The organism is Bacillus cereus group sp. MG16 (assembly GCF_040459875.1).
GTDB lineage: Bacteria > Bacillota > Bacilli > Bacillales > Bacillaceae_G > Bacillus_A > Bacillus_A paranthracis.
The window spans coordinates 121,940-140,252 of sequence record NZ_JARVHE010000002.1 but is presented as its reverse complement, the minus strand read 5'-3'; the positions used below and the strand labels follow the sequence as shown (position 1 = coordinate 140,252).

Below are 18,313 nucleotides of genomic sequence, written 5' to 3'. Positions count from 1 at the left end.
TGTCTTCAACATGTCCGGTCGAGTGTTTCGCTATGGCCAAGGTAATCGAAACAAAGCGTTGGCCAAGTCTTTAAATGGAGGTGATATTGGGGCCAAGTAAGGCAAGCCGCATGAACGCAATGAGGCTAAATGGCTGAGCACAATAAATAATCCAAGAAAGAAGCCATAAATGCCAAGCGTGGCAGACAGAATGAAAAGAAAAAAGCGTAAGGTACTAATCGTTCCAGCCAATGATAGGCTCGATAAAGTTGAACCAAAGATTTGTGTAATTGCTCCGATGACAACGATACCTGGGGATAAGGATCCAGCACGAATGGCCGCATCCCCCAGGATAAGTCCTCCTACAACCGTTACCGTGGAGCCGACCGCAGAAGGCAATCGGATACCAGCTTCCCGCAGGATTTCTAAGAAGAGAAGTGCAATAAACATTTCAACTGCCACATCAAAAGGGATTCCCAACCGGTTAATCCCCAAAGTGGCAAGTAGATAATAGGGCAGCTGATCTTGATGATAGGAAAGAATGGCAACAAAAAATGCAGGAAGCAGTAGCGATACGGACAAGCCAAGTAAACGAAGCGTTTGACCAAATGTAGCTGCCAAAGCAGTAAAGTGGATATCTTCGGGTGCTTTCACAAGCAAAAATAAATTGGCAGGCGCAATCAACGCAGCCGGTGTACCATCCACAATCAACGCTACACGCCCATTGAGCATACAGTTCACGGTAAAGTCTGCTCTGCCTGTATACCCCATCAAAGGAAACAATGCTTTTGTCGGTTCCATTAATTCTTCTAGCTGAGTGGCGCTAAACGCTCCGTCAATGTGAAGATCATCTAATTTATTCTTTACATCTTGAACAATCTTAGGATCAACAATGTCACGCATGTAAAGAATTGCAACGGTTGTTTTCGTGCGAACGCCTACTTTTTTCGTTTCATAAACCATGCTGGTTGATTTGATTCGTTTCCGAATTAACGCCACATTGACTCCCACTTCTTCCACAAATCCATCCTTTGGCCCCCGTACCGAAAGCATTCGCATCATCTGTACGTTCTTTCAAGCTGCGCGTAATATCTGCTGTTCTACTCATTTTAATTTGCAGGCCTTCATAATGGTTTTCCAAGAGATTTCGGATGCTACGGGAAATATTTAAGGTAATTTCTTTTTCCTGCATCCCATTGCCAATAGCTCCTGGGTCCATTCTCCCGTGACCAGGATCTAAATATAATTTAAACATTTTACACCACCTCGTACAAATAAAATATGATCGAAGAGTAACGGAGGTATAGGAATTCGTCTGAGATACATATAAAAATAGGTGATGATAGGCATTACATTTCATTGAATCAGATGATTTATTTTAAAGCTAAGAAATTTTCCAAATACGAGACCATATGTATGAGCAGCAATTAATGTTCCATATTTTTCGTGGGTCAGGCAAACTCTTGTTCATCTAGACAGTAGGCTGATTGATTATTGATGCTTCTTTCTTAACAAAACACCTAAGTGATTCTCTGTGCATATACTGTATCATTACTACAGGATTATGATTAAATACAACTCAATCTATACATAAAATAATCAAGGAGAGGTTAATTTTGAAAATTCCAAAGACAGCCAAAGTTAGTATCCCCTTTCCATCCGTATGGGGGATTGATGCTTCTATTGCGGGGAGATCCATTATTAGAGGTATACTTACCATTGATTCCATTGTAGACAACAAAGTAGTAGGTACAGTTAATTTTCGTGGTATACCTATTCCGATTAATGGGTATTGGGACGAAAGCGCTAAACAAATAAGTTTCGATTCACCATATGCCTCCTTTTTTGGCAACTTGACAATAATTGATGAGACCGCTATAAGCATTCGGCATTTCATTTTAAGTGGACGGTTTATAATGAAACCTCCCTCTTTGCTGGCTGGTGAATACGGAAATTGGATTGCTACAACCTTTACAACCCGTTTGGGACCTCCCATATATACTAATGTTTTACCACCTGCTGGTGCCTTTTCAGTCTCAAGTATGCTCTTGGGACAGCAATTGTTTTAATTAGACCATGACTTTATAAAAACAACCTTCGTTTGTGATTGACTAAGGTTGTTTTTTATAAAGTGTTCTCGGAAAATACAGCCTTGCTTTAAATCTGAGTTTAGCGTATATCTCCGTTAAAATGTACTCGGAACCCTTTGATGATCGTGCCTAGTTAGATAAACAAATATTGATACTTCCTTATAGAAATAGCCTGCTTGGTTAGGTACGTTGTTTCACAATCCCCGGAAATTTTTAATATAAGTAATGAATGCTTATTTTTTTCCTTCCGATAGCTTTCTATATAAAGAAGCTCTAGATACATTTGTAATTTCACAAATTTGATTTACAGTCATATTTCCTTCTTTATATAGCTTTACTGCATAATTCATTCCTGCGTGATTTTTATGATATTTCTTTAACCGTCCTTTAAACTTCCCTTCTTTCTTTGCGAGCTCAATTCCTTCACGCTGACGCATACGAATAAGGTCTCGCTCTAATTGGTTAACACCAGCCATTACCGTAATTAAGAATTGGCTATATGGATTATCTTCTGATAAATCTAGCCATGTATCCTTAAGTGATTTTAAGCTTCCCTTTTTATTTCGTATTAAATCAATCAATTCAAATAAATCTTGCGTACTTCGAGTGATCCGAGTTAAATCTGTAACATAAATAATGTCACCTTCCTGTAAATCCTCTAACATTTTTTGAAGTTGTTCACGATCTTTTGTGGCTCCTGAAGTTTTTTCTTCATAAATAATATCCATTCCAATTTCGTTCAATTGCCGAAATTGTCTTGAAGGATTTTGGCTAGTCGAACTGACGCGTACATAACGGGGTGGCGTCAGGAAAATGCGGATTTACAACGATAAGGAATTTCCAATATAAAAAGCCTGATTTCCCATCACCTAAATTGAGAAATTAGGCTCTTTTTTCGTTACTCCATAAACAGCATTCTATTACTGAATATGTAATTTACTTCGGGATAACAGGGACCCAGAGTTCGTGTCTTGGTTTATGCTTCGGACCGTAATAACATTCTATACACGGTAAATTTGCAAGTTCATACTCGGAGGTAGGGACCCACTCGGAATATAAACGTTTCCATGCATCCACTATGTTCGGAAAAACTGCCCATGTACTTGCGGGAATAATAAGCGTCTCCATATTTTCTGGGGATTCCCCATCGTATCTTACGCCCATGAAATAGGAAAATTGTTCATCTGTGATGGCAGCTTCTTTTCCGCAAACCCCCAGAAGGCTTTCAAGCGTGCATTTTGGATTTTCCCATGACATATCTACTAGTTCTTGCATAAATCCATCTTTTTTCGCAGTGTTCCAAAGCGTAGGGATTGTTTTAAATGCTCTGCTTGTTTTTACTGGCTTGCTTTTTCCGACAATTCTTAATTCAAAATCAAGGTTTTCAATTCTGTAGTCCATCTCGGTATCTCCTTTAATAGAAATTTGAAAGGAAATTTTGGGAAAGGCTTTTAACTGTACCCCTCTATTACGAGCATTGGAAGGGGTTACCCCATGCATTTTTTGAAAAGCACGTGAGAAAGTATCAGAAGAAATATAACCATATTTAATTGCCACATCGATGATCCGAATATCACTTTTTTGAATTTCAAATGCTGCAAGTGTTAACCGTCTTCGTCTAATATATTCTGATAGCGATACACCTGAGATTGAAGAGAACATTCTTGAAAAATGAAACTCAGAACAGTTAGCTGCTTTTGCAATCTCTTTGTAGTCTATTTCTTCATCCAGGCTATTTTCAATGTAGTTTAACGCATTGTTCATTCTTTCTAGCCAATCCATAAGTTTACTCCCTTTCAATATTTACTTTAAAACAAAATAGATAATAATTACCGACATTTCATGCCTAAAAATGTTGGTGAAAAAATACACCTTTTGATAGAATCAGGACAAACTATTTGTTTCTTTCCGATAGATTTCTATATAATGAAGCCCTAGATACATTAGTAATTTCACAAATTTGATTTACAGTCATGCCGCCTTCTTTATATAGTTTTACTGCATAATTCATCCCTGCGTGATTTTTATGATACTTCTTTAAACGCCCCTTAAACTTTCCTTCTTTCTTTGCTAACTCAATCCCTTCACGTTGACGCATACGGATAAGGTCGCGCTCTAATTGGTTCACACCAGCCATTACTGTAATTAAGAATTGGCTGTATGGATTATCCTCTGATAAATTTAGCCATGTATCCTTGAGTGATTTTAAGCTTGCCTTTTTCCTTCGTATTAAATCAATCAATTCAAATAAATCCTGCGTACTCCGAGTGATCCGAGTTAAGTCTGTAACATAAATAATGTCGCCTTCCTGTAAATCCTGCAACATTTTTTGAAGTTGCTCGCGATTCTTTGTTGCACCAGAAACTTTTTCTTCAAAAATAATATCCATCCCGATTTCGTTTAATTGCTGAAATTGCCTTGAAGGATTTTGGTTAGTCGAACTGACACGTATATAACCAATTTTCCGCAAAATATCACCTCATTTTTGAGATAAGTCTTATGAGACACTCTTAACTATGATTTTATCAGTCTACTATAATTGTATCAATAGAGTACACTCTATTGATTTATAATTGAACTAATTAACTGAACAATTACAGAAATGAGATGATACTGTATGAAAGTTGCGAGAGGTAGAGAATTGCTTACATCGGAACAGCGACAGGTCCTTATGCAAATTCCTGAAGACGAGTGGGTGCTAGGAACCTACTACACTTTTTCCAAACGGGATTTAGAAATTATCAATAAGCGAAGGAGAGAAGAAAACCGTTTAGGGTTCACCGTTCAATTAGCTGTTCTTCGATATCCCGGTTGGCCATACACTCATATCAAAAACATCCCGGATTCAGTCATACATTATATATCAAAACAAATCGGTGCTAGTCCATCCTCGCTAAAGCTTTATCCTCAAAGAGACAATACACTTTGGGTGTTTTTGCCCATCCCCCCGAAAAGGTGGAATAAGGAGTACCTCACTGAAAGATTAGGGAAGTACTCCTTAAACATCGCTTACTCTGTTTCCGATATTACGTTTAATTGGGCTAATTCTTGAATAATTGCATCCAAATCAACAGACTCTTGTTGTATATTAAACTCGTATCTTCCATAGAAGTTAATATGTTGCCATGCAACTGGGGATATTTTTTTCATAACATCCGAATCTAGAGCCTTTGTTTCTCTGTAAGCCAACATATTAGATAAAATACTGGCATTGTAATAAATAATGCAATTGGAGAGTAAGCGACTGCATTCGCCCCAAATATGTTGATCATTTTCATTTTTGAAACGTAATTTTCCAAAATTGGCAAAGGATACTGCTTTGCGTAATTTATGATAACTTTCCCCTCGATTTAATGCCTTTTGAACATTCCGGCGTAAAGGGGGAGAATCAATATAATCCAAAAAATATAGACTTCTTATGATGTTATCGTACTCCCATAAAGCACGTTTGGTTTTGTTCTTCCGTGCATAAGCGCTTAGCTTACCAATAATAATGCTTTGTGTGGTTGTTTTAACTGCAAGGGATAACATAATTCGTTGAATATTTTCCCATTCCTCTATAATAAGATTCGTATTAATCTTTCGAACTGGCTTGATCAGGTTATCTCCATATTGGCTTGGATGTTTGAATCCGTAAAGAGATTTGTTGACCTTATCGTGAATATCCTTGTAGCGAGGCGCAAACTGATAACCAAAAAAGTTCAGGATAGCAAAATTCACTTCATTGGTTCCATGTGTATCCGTGGAATGCACATCAGGCTGAATATCAGTTGTGTTGTTAAATAAAATATCAAATACATAATGACTTTCATGCTCATTGGCCCCAATAATTCGAGCATTAACAGGGATATGGTTGGCTACCATTGTGTAGGAAACAATCCCTTTACCAAGACCAAAGTATTTAGGTGAATGACGGGAATTAATGGTATTGATTCGAGTCTCAACTTTCTGCCCGTCACTACTAGAATGAATCGTCTCCCCAATGTCATAATGTTTAAAGATTGGGAGTTTGGCTATTGCATTACTGATACAATCATTCGCTTCTTTTAAAGTCTCCAGACGAATAAAGTTATCAGATGTGGCAGCCAGTAACGGATAGCTAATATCAGAAATTTCCCCCATTCTCCCTAACCCCATGTTGGTTCCCCAAGCAATCAGACAGGCGACAAGAATTCGATTGTCTTTATTCTGTTTGGCATAACGTCCCAAGATGTGCTCAAATGAGTCAAGGAATTGACAGTGCTGTTGAACAAAATGCAAGACACTCCTAATGTCTATTTGCTTTAATGTATCGTAGAATGAGTGATTAATAGATTCTGTGTCACGAGTATAAGGTAATGTCCATCGGGTATGTGAACCCCGTTTTTTGATTTGAAGATGCTCATTTTTCCCAGATGAAATACTCTGGTTAACTTTAGTAATGCGATCTTCTAATCGCTTCTCAAGCTCCACTAAATGACTATGAATGGGTTGGTTGAAAATCGTCAGACCAGTGTCAGCGATCAACATTTCTTTCTGTTCCCATTGACGATCATTGATCAGGTCATCCTCAAAACTGCGAAATCGGATACTATCACGACAAAAAATATCTCCTGCTTCCAAACGGTTGCGTAGGAGGCGATAGACTAAAAATTCATATCGATCTGCTAAAATTGTTTTTTGTTCATAGATATAACGCTTCACACCATCGGATATGAAACCATTTGGCAAATCATCTGAGTGATATTGTCCTAACGCTTTATTCTTATTAAAAGCAGTTTTCATAAAATTCACTGCTTTAATTAATGGATCATTTGGTGAAGGAGCTACGAAATCAACCTGCAAAAATATAGGTCTTAAATAACGTTTAAATCGTCGTGCCTGCTGACCAATATGTTCCCATTGGAAGGCAGTTTCATCATATTTTATATTTGTAGTAATCTGTTTGGCTACGGATTCCAGTTTCTGACGTTCCAAAATAGTAAATGCACGGTCTTGAATATCCCTAAAGGGAGTATTGGCAGGAATATGATCATCAGTGAATATTTTAAGCAGTTCCCCTGCTTTTTTGATGTCTTGATTACTCTCTGTATAGCACTCGTAAACTCGTTCTTTTGCTGCTAATTTAGCTTCATCTGCATACCCCCTTACACTATATATGAGGGTATTGATCAGGTTGTCATGCATCCGTTGATAACGATGGGATACAAAACATAACAAATAGACATAAACAATCCATACATTCAGCCGTTTGAGCTTGTAGACAGAGTAGTAACTTACTAATGAAGCATAGTACTTGATGCTTTCGTTGGAAATACCTAACTTTGGTAACAGTTCTTGAGCAAGGTAATATAAATGCTGTATTTGTTTACCACGATTCATTTCAAGCTTTATTTCAGTGGCGCTAAAGTCTTTCGGTTCGTGTTTCAGTAGTGTTATTTCATACAGCCCTGAAGAATCTTCAAGTAATCGATCTAAGGATTCCATATCATTCTGTTTTAGATGATCCTGCATCAATGAAATTAATCGGTTTTGCTCATGGGTTATTGCCTGTCCTGTCATATCTTGCATAAAACTATAGCCAGGAACAACAATGCAGTTTTCAGACAAATAATTCATGATTTCTCGAAAGATGTAAATCGGCTTACCACAAAACGCCGCAGACTTTTGAACTTTTTCCTCCATCTTACGCCGTTCTTCGGCACCGCAACTGTGGTAGTTAAATAATTTAAGAATCAATTGTTGTTGTTTTAACCTAGTGGACTTATCAATTGAACTCAAGTCATCAATTTGACTGTTGTTGAAATGTTCCTTCAGAATATATTGAAGATCCTCTTCTACCTCATGGAGGTCAAATGTAAAAAATAGTTGTCTGGCTTTGAAATAACCCAGTTGTAAAACGAAATAAGCCTTAGATTTGACAGAACGCAATGTGTGTAGCAGCTCTTTCTCTGGCTGTGAAAGAGAAAAATAAGAACAGCGATCTTCGTATGAGAAACCTGGTCTGTCATAAATGATCTTTACTTCATCTTCGCTAAGAATCCTCAACCGTTTTTGGGTAGTTGTATTATTCTCCATATTCATATTCCAATCTCAAATTCCCTGACTACTTTATAAAATGAGTTCTTTTTCAACCCAAGTAAACACATGAACTCAACGCCCGTGATCTCTTTATTTTTCCACTTCGGATAGTGAGAATCTAATAATTGGCGCTGTTCATGGGAAAGGGTCCGTAAATTAAGCTTTGGTCGTCCCAAATGTCTACCTTGAGATTTGGCGAGCGCTATGCCTTCGGCTTGGCGCTGTTTGATTTTTTTTCGTTCTTGTTCGGCCACATAAGAGAGAAGGTTTAGAAACTGATCTTCCATTAACTTTCCGATATCTCCCATCTCTCTATATTTACGACTATCAAATAACGTTTCGTTTTCCAACACGACAATATCTGCTTGAATGTTCCTTGTAATGTGTTTCCATTCATAGATAATCCCTTCGTAATCCCTCCCCAATCGATCTAGGGCATCCAGATAAAGGAGATCCCCTTTCCGCAGGATACGCTTCATCGTCTGGTAGCTGGGGCGATTAAAGTCTTTTCCACTTTGTTTATCAACAAAGATCATTCGCTCTTCGATGCCTAAAGCTAACATTTTTTTGATTTGACGTTCTTCATTCTGATCTGTAGATGAAACGCGAACATAACCGATCTTCACAATGAACTTCCTCCAGAAGATATATTTTCTTCTACTATTTTACTATATTTAGTTTCTAAAGGTATGACGATTTTAGTAAACGTTTATAAAAATATTTTCATAGATTTATAAACGCAAGAACCACCCTTTATTAGACAGGTTTTAAAAGTGTAACCTTTTGAAACACTTAAAAAGCATTAAGGATTCCAATTTAAAAATCAAGAATTATTAGTATAAGTTGGTATCATAAATTTCTATAAAATATCGCATTATAAATAATGTGGAAATTAACCTTGTGTTTCTTTTTACGATTTTTTATAGGGGGGGACAAAATTGAATATACTTAACTTTTTGATGTCATCATTGAATTATAGGGAAATAATCCAAAGAATACTTGAGTTATTCGGAAATAAAAAGAAGAACAATAAAGGATGGATTTGGGCTTCTTTACTAGGATTAGGAACAGTTTTAGGGTTATTGGCAACACGTAATTCAAGTATGATGAAACCTATAAAACATACGTTCCAAGGTTTTCAAAATAAAACAAGTTCATTTATTCCATCCAAAGTAAATTTAGCAAATATGGAATTTGCTGATGAAATTACGCCTAACAACCAAGAGAGACATGGTAACCAAACTAATAATCACCACCATTACAAGACACAAATCCCATCAAAACAACAGTAAATAGATAGCCGGTTCTTTATCTTACAGGGAACCGGTTCATTTATGTCTAAATGTACAATCTTCTTTTTAGAAATAGTAATCCCTAATAAACCCTTAAAGTAATCATTAATTCATACAAAAAAACTACAAATTATCATTATATATTTTTATATCTTTAATAAAAATGAGGATACTACATTATGAAGAAATTTTTAAAGTTTAGCTTGGTAGGAATATTAAATACACTTATCACAATGATTAGCTACATAGCTTTAGTTAATATTGGTATAAATTACCTTATCGCTAACTGCTTTGCATATTTAATTGGTGTTATTAACAGTTATTATTGGAATAAAAATTGGGTTTTTGAATTTAAAAATAAAAAGGTATCATTATTTTTAAAATTTCTAACCGTAAATTTAATTGTATTAATTTTTAACACAATTATCTTATTCATATTAGTTGATAAACTTTTTATCAATAAGTTTATCTCACAACTTTTTTCTATCAGTGTTGGCATGATAATGAATTTTTCTCTTCATAAACTTTGGACATTCAACAAACAAAATCATTTGCAATAATTCAACCAATCCCTACTACAAGGAGGATAAAAGCTTGGAGAAACTTATTTCAATTATCGTTCCTATGTATTTTGAAGAAGAAGTAGCACAAGAATGCTATAATTGTTTAAAATCTGTTATGCTACAAAATAATATTAATTATGAATTTATCTTTGTAAATGATGGTAGTACCGATCGAACGATTGAAATTTTAAAAGGTATTTCAGCCGAAGATTCTCGTGCTAAAATCATAAACTTTGCTCGTAATTTTGGACATCAAATAGCTGTAACAGCAGGAATTGATGTTGCTAAAGGTGATGCTATGGTCATCATTGATGCTGATTTACAGGATCCACCTGAAGTCATCCCAGAACTTATCGCGAAATGGGAAGAAGGTTATGAGGTTGTTTACGCAAAAAGAAAACGGCGTGAGGGTGAAACTTGGTTTAAACTTGTAACAGCTAAATATTTCTACCGCTTCTTAAATGTCATGTCTGATATTAATATTCCTAAAGACGCAGGTGACTTCCGTCTTATTGATTGTAAAGTAGCAGATGTATTCAAACAAATGACAGAACGAAATCGTTTCGTACGTGGAATGATGTCTTGGATTGGATTCCGCCAAACATATATCGAATACGTAAGAAATGAACGTTTTGCGGGTGAAACAAAATATCCCTTAAAGAAAATGATGAGATTTGCCTCAGATGGTATTATTGCATTTTCTACAAAGCCATTAAGAATGGTTATGACTTTAGGTTTAATTTCTGTATTAATTTCTATTGCAGTTTTAATATACTCAGTTATTGTTAAATTTATTGGACAAGACATTCAAACTGGATGGGCTTCTCTTATGGTTGCTATCACATTCTTCAGTGGCGTGCAACTTCTTGGTCTTGGTATTGTCAGTCAATATATCGCTCGTATTTATGACGAAAGTAAGAATCGACCAATCTATGTTGTAAAAGAGACTGTCAATATAGAAGAGGATATAGCTGTAGACGATAAAGACAAATTGAAAAAATCTTAAATATACTAAAAAGAATTGTAGCACGTGGTTTTCACTGCCATAATTCTTTTCTTTATTTAGATTAAATAATGTCTACAATCTAGTCTTTGAGCGACTTAACTGTTAAGAATTTTCTTTTTTATAAAACTAATCAAAATCAAGAAATAGATTCATTTTCCTCTGGTATTCTTCCCTCTTCTACGCTTAAGTGTATACAAGAATTTTCTTATTTACAAAAAAATCATAACATCTTATTAACCAGGGATAATTTCTTTCGTTTAGGAAATTTTATAAATAAACTTTTTGAAATTTTTTTGAGGTGCCTTCAATGTTTTTAAACCAGAATAACAAAGAAATAAAGTTACTTGTTTTTGCAGCAATCATACTCATTCTTTATTTGTCTCCTTTATTTATTCTTGGAGAAAATGCGCATATTCGCGTTCATGATAATCTTGATTCCAATTTGTCCTGGTATAAGGTTTTGGCAAGGAGCGGAGAGATAATAGGTCCAATTGATGCTACCATTCCACAGGTGATAAACAATCAATTGTCAAGAAACGCATTTAGTACGGAATTTAGTGGTATCGTTTGGTTGTATGCTTTTTTTCCAAATATGGTTGCGTATGCATTAAGTCAAACGATTACAAGAGTGGTTGCGTTTATAGGGATGTATGTTCTTTTAAAACAACATTTTTTACCTAGAGAGGAATGGAGGATCATTGCAGTAGGAGTTTCATTAGCTTTTGCACTTACTCCTTTCTGGCCTTCAGGAATGCTTAGTACTCTCGGAATGCCTCTTGCACTTTGGGCATTTTTAAATATTCGAAAAGGAGAAAGGTCGTGGAAGAACTATTTCGTACTCACTCTTATTCCTCTATATTCGAGTATTGTTTTAGGTTTTTTCTTTTTTTTAAGTGGAATGGGAGTCCTTTGGTTAGTGGACTTAGTAATAAAAAAAGAATGGAACTTTCGTTTTCTTTTTTCAATTATTTATATGACGCTCATTTACATGATTGTAGAATATCGCATAGTATCTTCCTTCTTTTTATCTACTGCACCTAACAGTAGAGATGAATATTTTCATGCAAGATTATCGTTATGGCGGTCTCTCCGCCTCACATTGAAAAATTTCCTTTTCGGACATACTCATGTCATGACAGTCCATACATTTGTTATTTTACCTGTCATACTTATTGCGATGTATTTTATCATTACTAAGAAACAATGGAAGCAAGAAAAAGTCTTTGTTTTTTTGTTTTGGTTTAACATAGCGTTGTCAATTTGGTATGCTTTTTGGTTTTATAAAGGTTGGCTTCCATTAACAAAACGTTTTCACATTTTAGATACATTTAATTTTGCACGTTATCATTTTTTACGCCCGTTAGTTATCTATGTTTTATTCGCTCTTGGATTAAAAGTTTTATGGTTACAAGGGAAAATATGGAGACACGCTGTAACAGGCTTTGTGGTAGCTCAAATTATTTTGTTAAGCTTTTTTAATGAAGAACTTATTTTTCAAAATAAACCTTCAGTAAAGGAATTTTTTGCAGAAGAACAATTCCAGGAGATAAAAGAGTATATCGATTTACCTTTGGAACAGTACCGTGTCGCTAGTATTGGTTTACATCCTGCTATCGCTCAGTACAATGGATTCTACACACTTGATACATATAATAATTTTTATCCTCTATCATATAAATATGAATTTCGAAAAATAATCGAGAAGGAACTAGCGAAGAATAAAACGATTCGTACGTATTTTGACGAATGGGGTGGCCGCTGTTATATTTTCACCGATGAACTTGGAAAACACTATATGTTTACAAAAAAATCAAACAAACGCTTAAGAAATGCAGAACTAAATATAGAACACTTCAAAAAAATGGATGGTCGTTACATACTTTCTGCTGTTCCAATTGAAAATGCAGCAGAAAACAATTTATCTCTTGAAAAAATATTTACATCAAACACATCCGCTTGGAAAATTCATTTATATAAAGCAATATAGATAATTGAAATAGATTGCCTCTCTCGATGTAAAATAATAAATTGAACTACTCACCATAAAAATTGCGCCTAGATATATCTAGGCGCAATTTTTATGAAACATTATTTTTGATTTGCTTATGAACCACTTTATTATAGCAACCATGTTTTACTACTTGCCTAAAATCATCTACTTCACTTCCCATTATCTCTGTAATATCAACAACAATTGTATTCTGTAGAACACTCACTACATATCCGGTTAATTGTAAATTAGGATTTTTACGAGATAAAAATTGAACATAATCCCCAATTGTTACTTTTGTTTTATGCTCCATTTGGTACCCCCTGAATCATCATAAATTATATGTTAGGTTTCCCTTTTTTTACTTCTTCATACTGTTTGGCAAGTTTATAAAATGAAAGATACTTAATATCATGTTTCTTCATAGCTTCTACTCCATTAATTGCATCACAAAATTTTAGTTAGTAAATTAGAGATATATACTTTATTTATGTTTCTGCTATATTTAAAGGGCTTTTTTCTAATACAATAAGAAAAGCAAAAAGAACTTGTAGGAATCCCTACAAGTTCTTTTTTAGATAATGTAAAAAATTTAACACAAACTATCTCATAATTTGAATCGGAGCAAACACTATAACCACGGGTTGATTTTATTATATACCAAATCTTAACGTATGCACTTTTAATGTTTGAAAATTTTGTGAATTCATCATAGGAGAATAAATAACGATCTTAACCCCTGAAAATCCTAATTTATTATTTCGAACAAAATGTTTTAAATCAATATTTATATCGTAATAATTTATAAAAATATAAGTATAGGTAAATAGAGAAGAATGGTGCATTCTTACAGAAAAATATATAATGACATTCAGGATTAATTAACTATAAGGGGTCCCGCCAACCAAATGACATAAAACCCACGCTAAGACATTTTTTGGAAGGTAAAAAGCCGATTTTCCCACGTTAAGGAATTTCGGCTTTTGTGTTTTATTTTCGGAGTGGTCGTAATGTTTCTAATGTAGTTGATTGCTTAAATTTGAATTTATATTCACCAAGGAAGTTGATATGTTCCCAGCCAAGCGGTGAAATATGATGTAGCAATTCTTCATGCAAGACACCGTTCTCTTTTTTATATTCTATTGCCTTGGTTAAATATACCGTATTCCATATACTAATGGCATTAATAATAATATTTAATGCACTAGCTCTTTGAAGTTGATCCTGAAGCGCACGTTCACGCAATTCGCCACGTTTTCCGAAAAAAATAGATCTAGCCAAAGAATTCATACCTTCACCTTTATTTAATCCACGATGAATTTTTCTTCTTAATGTTTCACTTGAGATATAATCTAAAATGAAAATTGTTTTTTCAATTCTTCCCATCTCACGAAGTGCTGTAGCCAAGCTATTTTGCCGAGCGTAAGAACCAAGCTTTCCCATAATAAGAGAAGCAGATACAGTACCCTTCCGAATAGAATGAGCTAATCGTAATACATCATCGTAATTTTTTTGAATAACATTTATATTGATTTGACCGCGCAATAATTTTTCTATTTGTGGAAAATCACTAGATTTTCCTATCGTGTAAAGCTTTGAGTCAGCTAGATCTCGTAAACGCGGTGCAAAACGAAAACCAAGTAAATGGGCTAAACCAAAAACTTGATCAGTATAACCGGCTGTATCTGTATAATGTTCTTCAATCGCTAAATCTGTCTCATGATGAAGGAGTCCATCAATGACATGTACAGCATCTCTAGCGTTTGTATTAATAACCTTTGTATAAAAACTTGAAAATTGGTCACTGACAAAACGATAAATTGTAGCACCTTTTCCAGTACCATAATGAGGATTAGCATCTGCATGAAGTGCAGAAACACCAATTTGCACACGCATGCCGTCTGATGAAGATGTTGTTCCATCTCCCCAATAGGAGGAAAGAGATAATTTATGATGGAAATTAACGAGTACAGATTGTGCTTTACTCATTGCATCCTCATATAACCTCCATTGTGTTGCATTTGCCATTTGTCTATAGGAAATATCAGGTGTAGCTTCACCCATTTTTGTCATACCTATGTTTGTTCCCAATGCCATAAGCGCAGCCATTAGAATAGTGGTTTCTTCTTCATTTGGAATACGATTGGTTGAAGCATGAACAAACTGTTCATGGAAACCGGTCCAATGAGCTACTTCCATTAATAAGTCAGTGAGCTTCACACGTGGAAGTAAGTCATAAAGAGATGAGCTAAATTCTTTTGCTTCTTGTGGTGTATCTTTTTCCAAACGGCTTAAATGCAGTCTACCATTCTCTAAACTTACCCCATTTAATTCGCCTATATGATTTGACACCCATTTTAAGCGTTTTAATAATGAAGATGTTCGTTCTTCTAAATATTCATGAGCAGATAGACTAACAGCTAACTCGGATGTTCCAGGCTGAATCTCGTTCCACTCTTCTTTTGAAATAAGGTACTCATCAAAATCCTTATGTTGTCTACTACCACTAATAGATATATTGCCTGACCGAATAGAATTTCGTAGTTCAGTTAAAACAGCCATTTCATAATAATGCCTGTTAATGGTTCCATCTTCATCATATACGTGCTTTTGCCATCTATTTGATACAAAATCAAGAGGGGCACCTTCCGGTACTTTCCGTTTACCTGTTTCGTTCATTTCTCTAACCGTGTGAATTGCACGAATTAAGGGCTCTGCTGATTTCGTAGAATGAAACTCAAATGATTTTAACAAGAGGGGTGTATACTTTCTCAATGTGTAGAATTTCTTCTCTAATAAGTCTAGATAATCATAGTCGATTGGACGTGCTAATTGCTTTGCTTCTTCTACAGATTGAACTAGCTTTTCCCAAGGCATTATCATTTCTAATACTATATAAGGATCTGTACCCTCATCTCTAGCTTTAATGAGCGCTTCTCCGAGGTTAGCAAAGTGAACCACTTTTTCATTAATTGATTTCCCATTTTGTTTTTGTCGTTCTTCTTGCGCTTTTCTTCCTTTGGATAATAAAGACATAATCTGACGATCATGTATCTCAAATGCTTGGTCCGTCAAATCTTGAATTAATTCTAGAAGATAAACAACCAAAATAGCATATTTTTTAGAATCATCAAACCTTCGAAAAGAGTGGGGTTCATATCTTGAACCAATTTTAGATAATTGTCGTAATCTGTTTGGATGTAAGGTCTTTGTGTCAATTTGCAATTGTAAATTTCGAATATATTCAAGTTTTTCAACTACTTTGAGAAAAGAATCGGGGGAATGAGAGCTTGGTATTTCTCGCAACCATGCCAAATATGTTTTGGTACTGTCTTCCATCGGAAGTAGAAGACAGTTTAATTTTTGAATATGTTCCATAGCTAGAGAAGAATTAAGTAATCGAAAAATCTTTACTTCTGCACGTCTTCGAACTTCCCATACCATTCGTTCTATTGTTGTCATAGCTGGTAAAATAATTTTTCTCTTTTTTAATTCTTCAATGGTTATCTGAATTAAATGTAGAGCATTCCCATTCTCTAATGCATATTGTAATAAGACTTGAGACACAACACGATATTCACGAATGGTGAAGTTCCGAAATCCATATTCTCTTCTAATTTCTTCGAGATGCTCATGTTTCGTTTGCTCACGTTCTGCATATATATGTATTTCTTTCGCATTAATTTGGAGTTGTTTGGCTATATAATTCACAACACAATCGGGTATATGTTGAATATCTGATAAGGTCCAACCAGGAAATCTCAATACACAAAGCTGTAAAGCAAATCCTAACTTATTATGATCTCGACGATGACGCTTGATAATTTCTATATCATGAGGGGACAAGGTGTAGTAACTTCCTAATTCATACTCACTAATTTGTTCTGGAATAGATGCAAACTCTAAACGCTGTTCTGACGTCAATAATTCTCTTGCACGTTTTGAAGACATAGTTTTCTCCTTTCTAAAATACAAGAAAATACCTTGTCTATAGGATGCCGTAGCTCAATGGATGTTAGGTTGAAGTATTTTCTTGTCATGCTAACATCTTTGTAAACTATTTAATTTAACTACTCAGTTTCTTCATTAGATTATCAGTTGGCCATAGTATCTTGTTGCATCTTGCGATACAAAGTCATTCTAGAGATACCGGCTTTCTCTGCAGCATCTGTACGACTCATACCTTGATTAATAAGATATAAAGCATAATCAATCTTTTCCTCATCCATTTTTGGTCTTCCAGGATGTTTCCCTCGCTTCCTTGCAGCCTGAATCCCTTCCTTGGTCCGCTCAGAAGTTAAATCTCGTTCAAATTGAGCAATACCAGCGAAAATAGTAAATAACATTTTTCCATGTGCTGTTGCTGTATCGAGCCATGATTCCTTTAAACTTTTCAAGTGAGCACCTTTTTGAGAAATATGTTCCGTGATTTCAATGAGATCTTTTGTAGAACGTGATAATCGAGTTAAATCTGTTACAACAATTGTATCTTCTGGACGAAGAAATTCTAGCATACTATTTAACTCTGGACGGTTTCGTTTTGTACCGGTTATTTTTTCGAAGAAAATACGATCGCATCCAAACTCTTCAAGTTGTTTCTTTTGGCGATCCAAATTTTGGTCTAATGTAGAAACACGCATATAACCAAACTTCATGTTTATCATCTCCCTTACTAAAAATTGTATCAAAAACGATTCAATGAGGATATTGTTACAAATAATATTGTTACATATTTTTGTTACGCTCGTTATGCAAGTTAATTAGACTAAAAGTTTATTACTAATTATTGTAACAATAATGGTCGTTTTTGTTACGGTGATATCATAAAAAATACTACTCTATAAAAAAGTAGTAAAGTTAAAAACTAACTCTAGATTATGAAGTACTACATAGGCTAACATAAAATGAAGGAGACCATGCGGGTTATTTAGACGGTCTCCTTTTGTTTTTCTTAAGCTTCTACTTCACTCAGCAATGCATGAGTATTGTCTTCAGTATCCTGAAAAAATACCATCCATGTTTCTGTTTGTCCCATTTTAGCTACAACATGTGGTTCGTCGATAAAAGTAACTTCTTTACCTAATAAGTGTTCATAAGTATCTTTAATATTATTTACTTCAAAATAAATTACTGAACTTGAAAGAGCGAATTCCTCTTTTTCTGGAAGTGTTAACATGAGACGCAATCCGTTGCATTCAAAGAATGCCATACTATTAGTGTTAAACAAAAGTGAGAGACCTAATTTTTCTTTATAAAAATCTAGTGCTCTATTTAAATCTTTTACAGGTACTCCAATTTGTCCAATTTTTTGGATTATATTAGTTTCCATAAAA

16 protein-coding genes and 1 pseudogene are annotated in these 18,313 nt (G+C 34.9%); 6 read left to right on the top strand and 11 right to left on the bottom strand.

Translation table 11 applies throughout. The annotated features are described in order from the left end of the window. Window positions 1–30 precede the first annotated feature (30 nt). Together QCI73_RS28525 and QCI73_RS28520 are read right to left on the bottom strand one after the other, a co-directional pair. Complete coding sequence (locus QCI73_RS28525) at window positions 31–999, bottom strand: spore germination protein (protein WP_228271847.1); 969 nt, start codon at window positions 997–999, stop codon at window positions 31–33. After that, a complete protein-coding gene (locus QCI73_RS28520) occupies window positions 932–1,234 on the bottom strand; it encodes an N-acetylmuramoyl-L-alanine amidase family protein (RefSeq protein WP_002073809.1) in 303 nt (100 codons plus the stop codon). The genes QCI73_RS28525 and QCI73_RS28520 overlap by 68 nt, the downstream gene beginning before the upstream one ends. A gap of 361 nt (window positions 1,235–1,595) precedes the next feature. Here QCI73_RS28520 and QCI73_RS28515 point away from each other — a divergent pair, with 361 nt between their 5' ends. Next, window positions 1,596–2,048: a hypothetical protein gene (locus QCI73_RS28515; RefSeq protein WP_000701228.1), complete on the top strand. Its 453-nt coding sequence runs from the start codon at window positions 1,596–1,598 to the stop codon at window positions 2,046–2,048. Window positions 2,049–2,302: 254 nt separating this feature from the next. Here QCI73_RS28515 and QCI73_RS28510 read toward each other — a convergent pair whose 3' ends face one another. From QCI73_RS28510 to QCI73_RS28500, 3 genes are all read right to left on the bottom strand, one after another. Beyond that, the gene (locus tag QCI73_RS28510) at window positions 2,303–2,878 is read right to left on the bottom strand and encodes a recombinase family protein (RefSeq protein ID WP_033656251.1); all 576 of its coding nucleotides are present in this window, start codon (window positions 2,876–2,878) and stop codon (window positions 2,303–2,305) included. Window positions 2,879–3,005: 127 nt separating this feature from the next. After that, on the bottom strand, window positions 3,006–3,851 hold the full coding sequence (locus QCI73_RS28505) for an AraC family transcriptional regulator (protein ID WP_000383881.1): 846 nt from the start codon (window positions 3,849–3,851) through the stop codon (window positions 3,006–3,008). Window positions 3,852–3,963: 112 nt separating this feature from the next. Then, window positions 3,964–4,539, bottom strand: a complete 576-nt coding sequence (locus QCI73_RS28500) for a recombinase family protein (protein ID WP_001226074.1) — start codon at window positions 4,537–4,539, stop codon at window positions 3,964–3,966. A gap of 147 nt (window positions 4,540–4,686) precedes the next feature. On the opposite strand from QCI73_RS28500, the pseudogene QCI73_RS28495 reads away from it, so the two are divergent. Continuing rightward, window positions 4,687–5,007 (top strand): annotated as a pseudogene (locus QCI73_RS28495) (DUF4158 domain-containing protein); the annotation flags it as partial. A gap of 71 nt (window positions 5,008–5,078) precedes the next feature. Here QCI73_RS28495 and QCI73_RS28490 read toward each other — a convergent pair. Further along, a complete protein-coding gene (locus QCI73_RS28490; protein ID WP_061130348.1) occupies window positions 5,079–8,126 on the bottom strand; it encodes a Tn3 family transposase in 3,048 nt (1,015 codons plus the stop codon). 2 nt (window positions 8,127–8,128) lie between these two features. Beyond that, window positions 8,129–8,755 (bottom strand): recombinase family protein, encoded by a 627-nt coding sequence (locus tag QCI73_RS28485; RefSeq protein WP_000690663.1) that lies wholly within the window; start codon window positions 8,753–8,755, stop codon window positions 8,129–8,131. Window positions 8,756–9,067: 312 nt separating this feature from the next. Here QCI73_RS28485 and QCI73_RS28480 point away from each other — a divergent pair, with 312 nt between their 5' ends. The 4 genes from QCI73_RS28480 (at window position 9,068) to QCI73_RS28465 (ending at window position 12,977) form a co-directional block, all read left to right on the top strand. Then, on the top strand, window positions 9,068–9,421 hold the full coding sequence (locus QCI73_RS28480; protein WP_001023789.1) for a hypothetical protein: 354 nt from the start codon (window positions 9,068–9,070) through the stop codon (window positions 9,419–9,421). 179 nt (window positions 9,422–9,600) lie between these two features. Continuing rightward, window positions 9,601–9,981, top strand: a complete 381-nt coding sequence (locus tag QCI73_RS28475) for a GtrA family protein (RefSeq protein ID WP_000714042.1) — start codon at window positions 9,601–9,603, stop codon at window positions 9,979–9,981. Between the two features lie 34 nt (window positions 9,982–10,015). Further along, complete coding sequence (locus QCI73_RS28470; RefSeq protein ID WP_000413109.1) at window positions 10,016–10,990, top strand: glycosyltransferase family 2 protein; 975 nt, start codon at window positions 10,016–10,018, stop codon at window positions 10,988–10,990. A gap of 307 nt (window positions 10,991–11,297) precedes the next feature. Further along, window positions 11,298–12,977, top strand: coding sequence for a DUF6044 family protein (locus QCI73_RS28465; protein ID WP_000479589.1), 1,680 nt, complete (start codon window positions 11,298–11,300; stop codon window positions 12,975–12,977). A gap of 91 nt (window positions 12,978–13,068) precedes the next feature. On the opposite strand, the gene QCI73_RS28460 is transcribed toward QCI73_RS28465, so the two are convergent. The 4 genes from QCI73_RS28460 to QCI73_RS28445 form a co-directional block, all read right to left on the bottom strand. Further along, window positions 13,069–13,293 (bottom strand): DUF2187 family protein, encoded by a 225-nt coding sequence (locus QCI73_RS28460; RefSeq protein WP_000400418.1) that lies wholly within the window; start codon window positions 13,291–13,293, stop codon window positions 13,069–13,071. A gap of 677 nt (window positions 13,294–13,970) precedes the next feature. Next, window positions 13,971–16,931, bottom strand: a complete 2,961-nt coding sequence (locus QCI73_RS28455; protein ID WP_200730593.1) for a Tn3 family transposase — start codon at window positions 16,929–16,931, stop codon at window positions 13,971–13,973. Between the two features lie 143 nt (window positions 16,932–17,074). Then, the gene (locus tag QCI73_RS28450; RefSeq protein ID WP_000668449.1) at window positions 17,075–17,635 is read right to left on the bottom strand and encodes a recombinase family protein; all 561 of its coding nucleotides are present in this window, start codon (window positions 17,633–17,635) and stop codon (window positions 17,075–17,077) included. 296 nt (window positions 17,636–17,931) lie between these two features. Beyond that, window positions 17,932–18,309 (bottom strand): VOC family protein, encoded by a 378-nt coding sequence (locus tag QCI73_RS28445; protein WP_353824146.1) that lies wholly within the window; start codon window positions 18,307–18,309, stop codon window positions 17,932–17,934. Between the last annotated feature and the right edge of the window lie 4 nt (window positions 18,310–18,313).

Coding starts and splice junctions, on each gene's coding strand:
- QCI73_RS28520 (WP_002073809.1), bottom strand. CDS start 1,234: ATGTTTAAATTATATTTAGATCCTGGTCACGGGAGAATGGACCCAGGA.
- QCI73_RS28505 (WP_000383881.1), bottom strand. CDS start 3,851: ATGGATTGGCTAGAAAGAATGAACAATGCGTTAAACTACATTGAAAAT.
- QCI73_RS28490 (WP_061130348.1), bottom strand. CDS start 8,126: ATGGAGAATAATACAACTACCCAAAAACGGTTGAGGATTCTTAGCGAA.
- QCI73_RS28475 (WP_000714042.1), top strand. CDS start 9,601: ATGAAGAAATTTTTAAAGTTTAGCTTGGTAGGAATATTAAATACACTT.
- QCI73_RS28465 (WP_000479589.1), top strand. CDS start 11,298: ATGTTTTTAAACCAGAATAACAAAGAAATAAAGTTACTTGTTTTTGCA.
- QCI73_RS28460 (WP_000400418.1), bottom strand. CDS start 13,293: ATGGAGCATAAAACAAAAGTAACAATTGGGGATTATGTTCAATTTTTA.
- QCI73_RS28455 (WP_200730593.1), bottom strand. CDS start 16,931: ATGTCTTCAAAACGTGCAAGAGAATTATTGACGTCAGAACAGCGTTTA.
- QCI73_RS28450 (WP_000668449.1), bottom strand. CDS start 17,635: ATGAAGTTTGGTTATATGCGTGTTTCTACATTAGACCAAAATTTGGAT.
- QCI73_RS28445 (WP_353824146.1), bottom strand. CDS start 18,309: ATGGAAACTAATATAATCCAAAAAATTGGACAAATTGGAGTACCTGTA.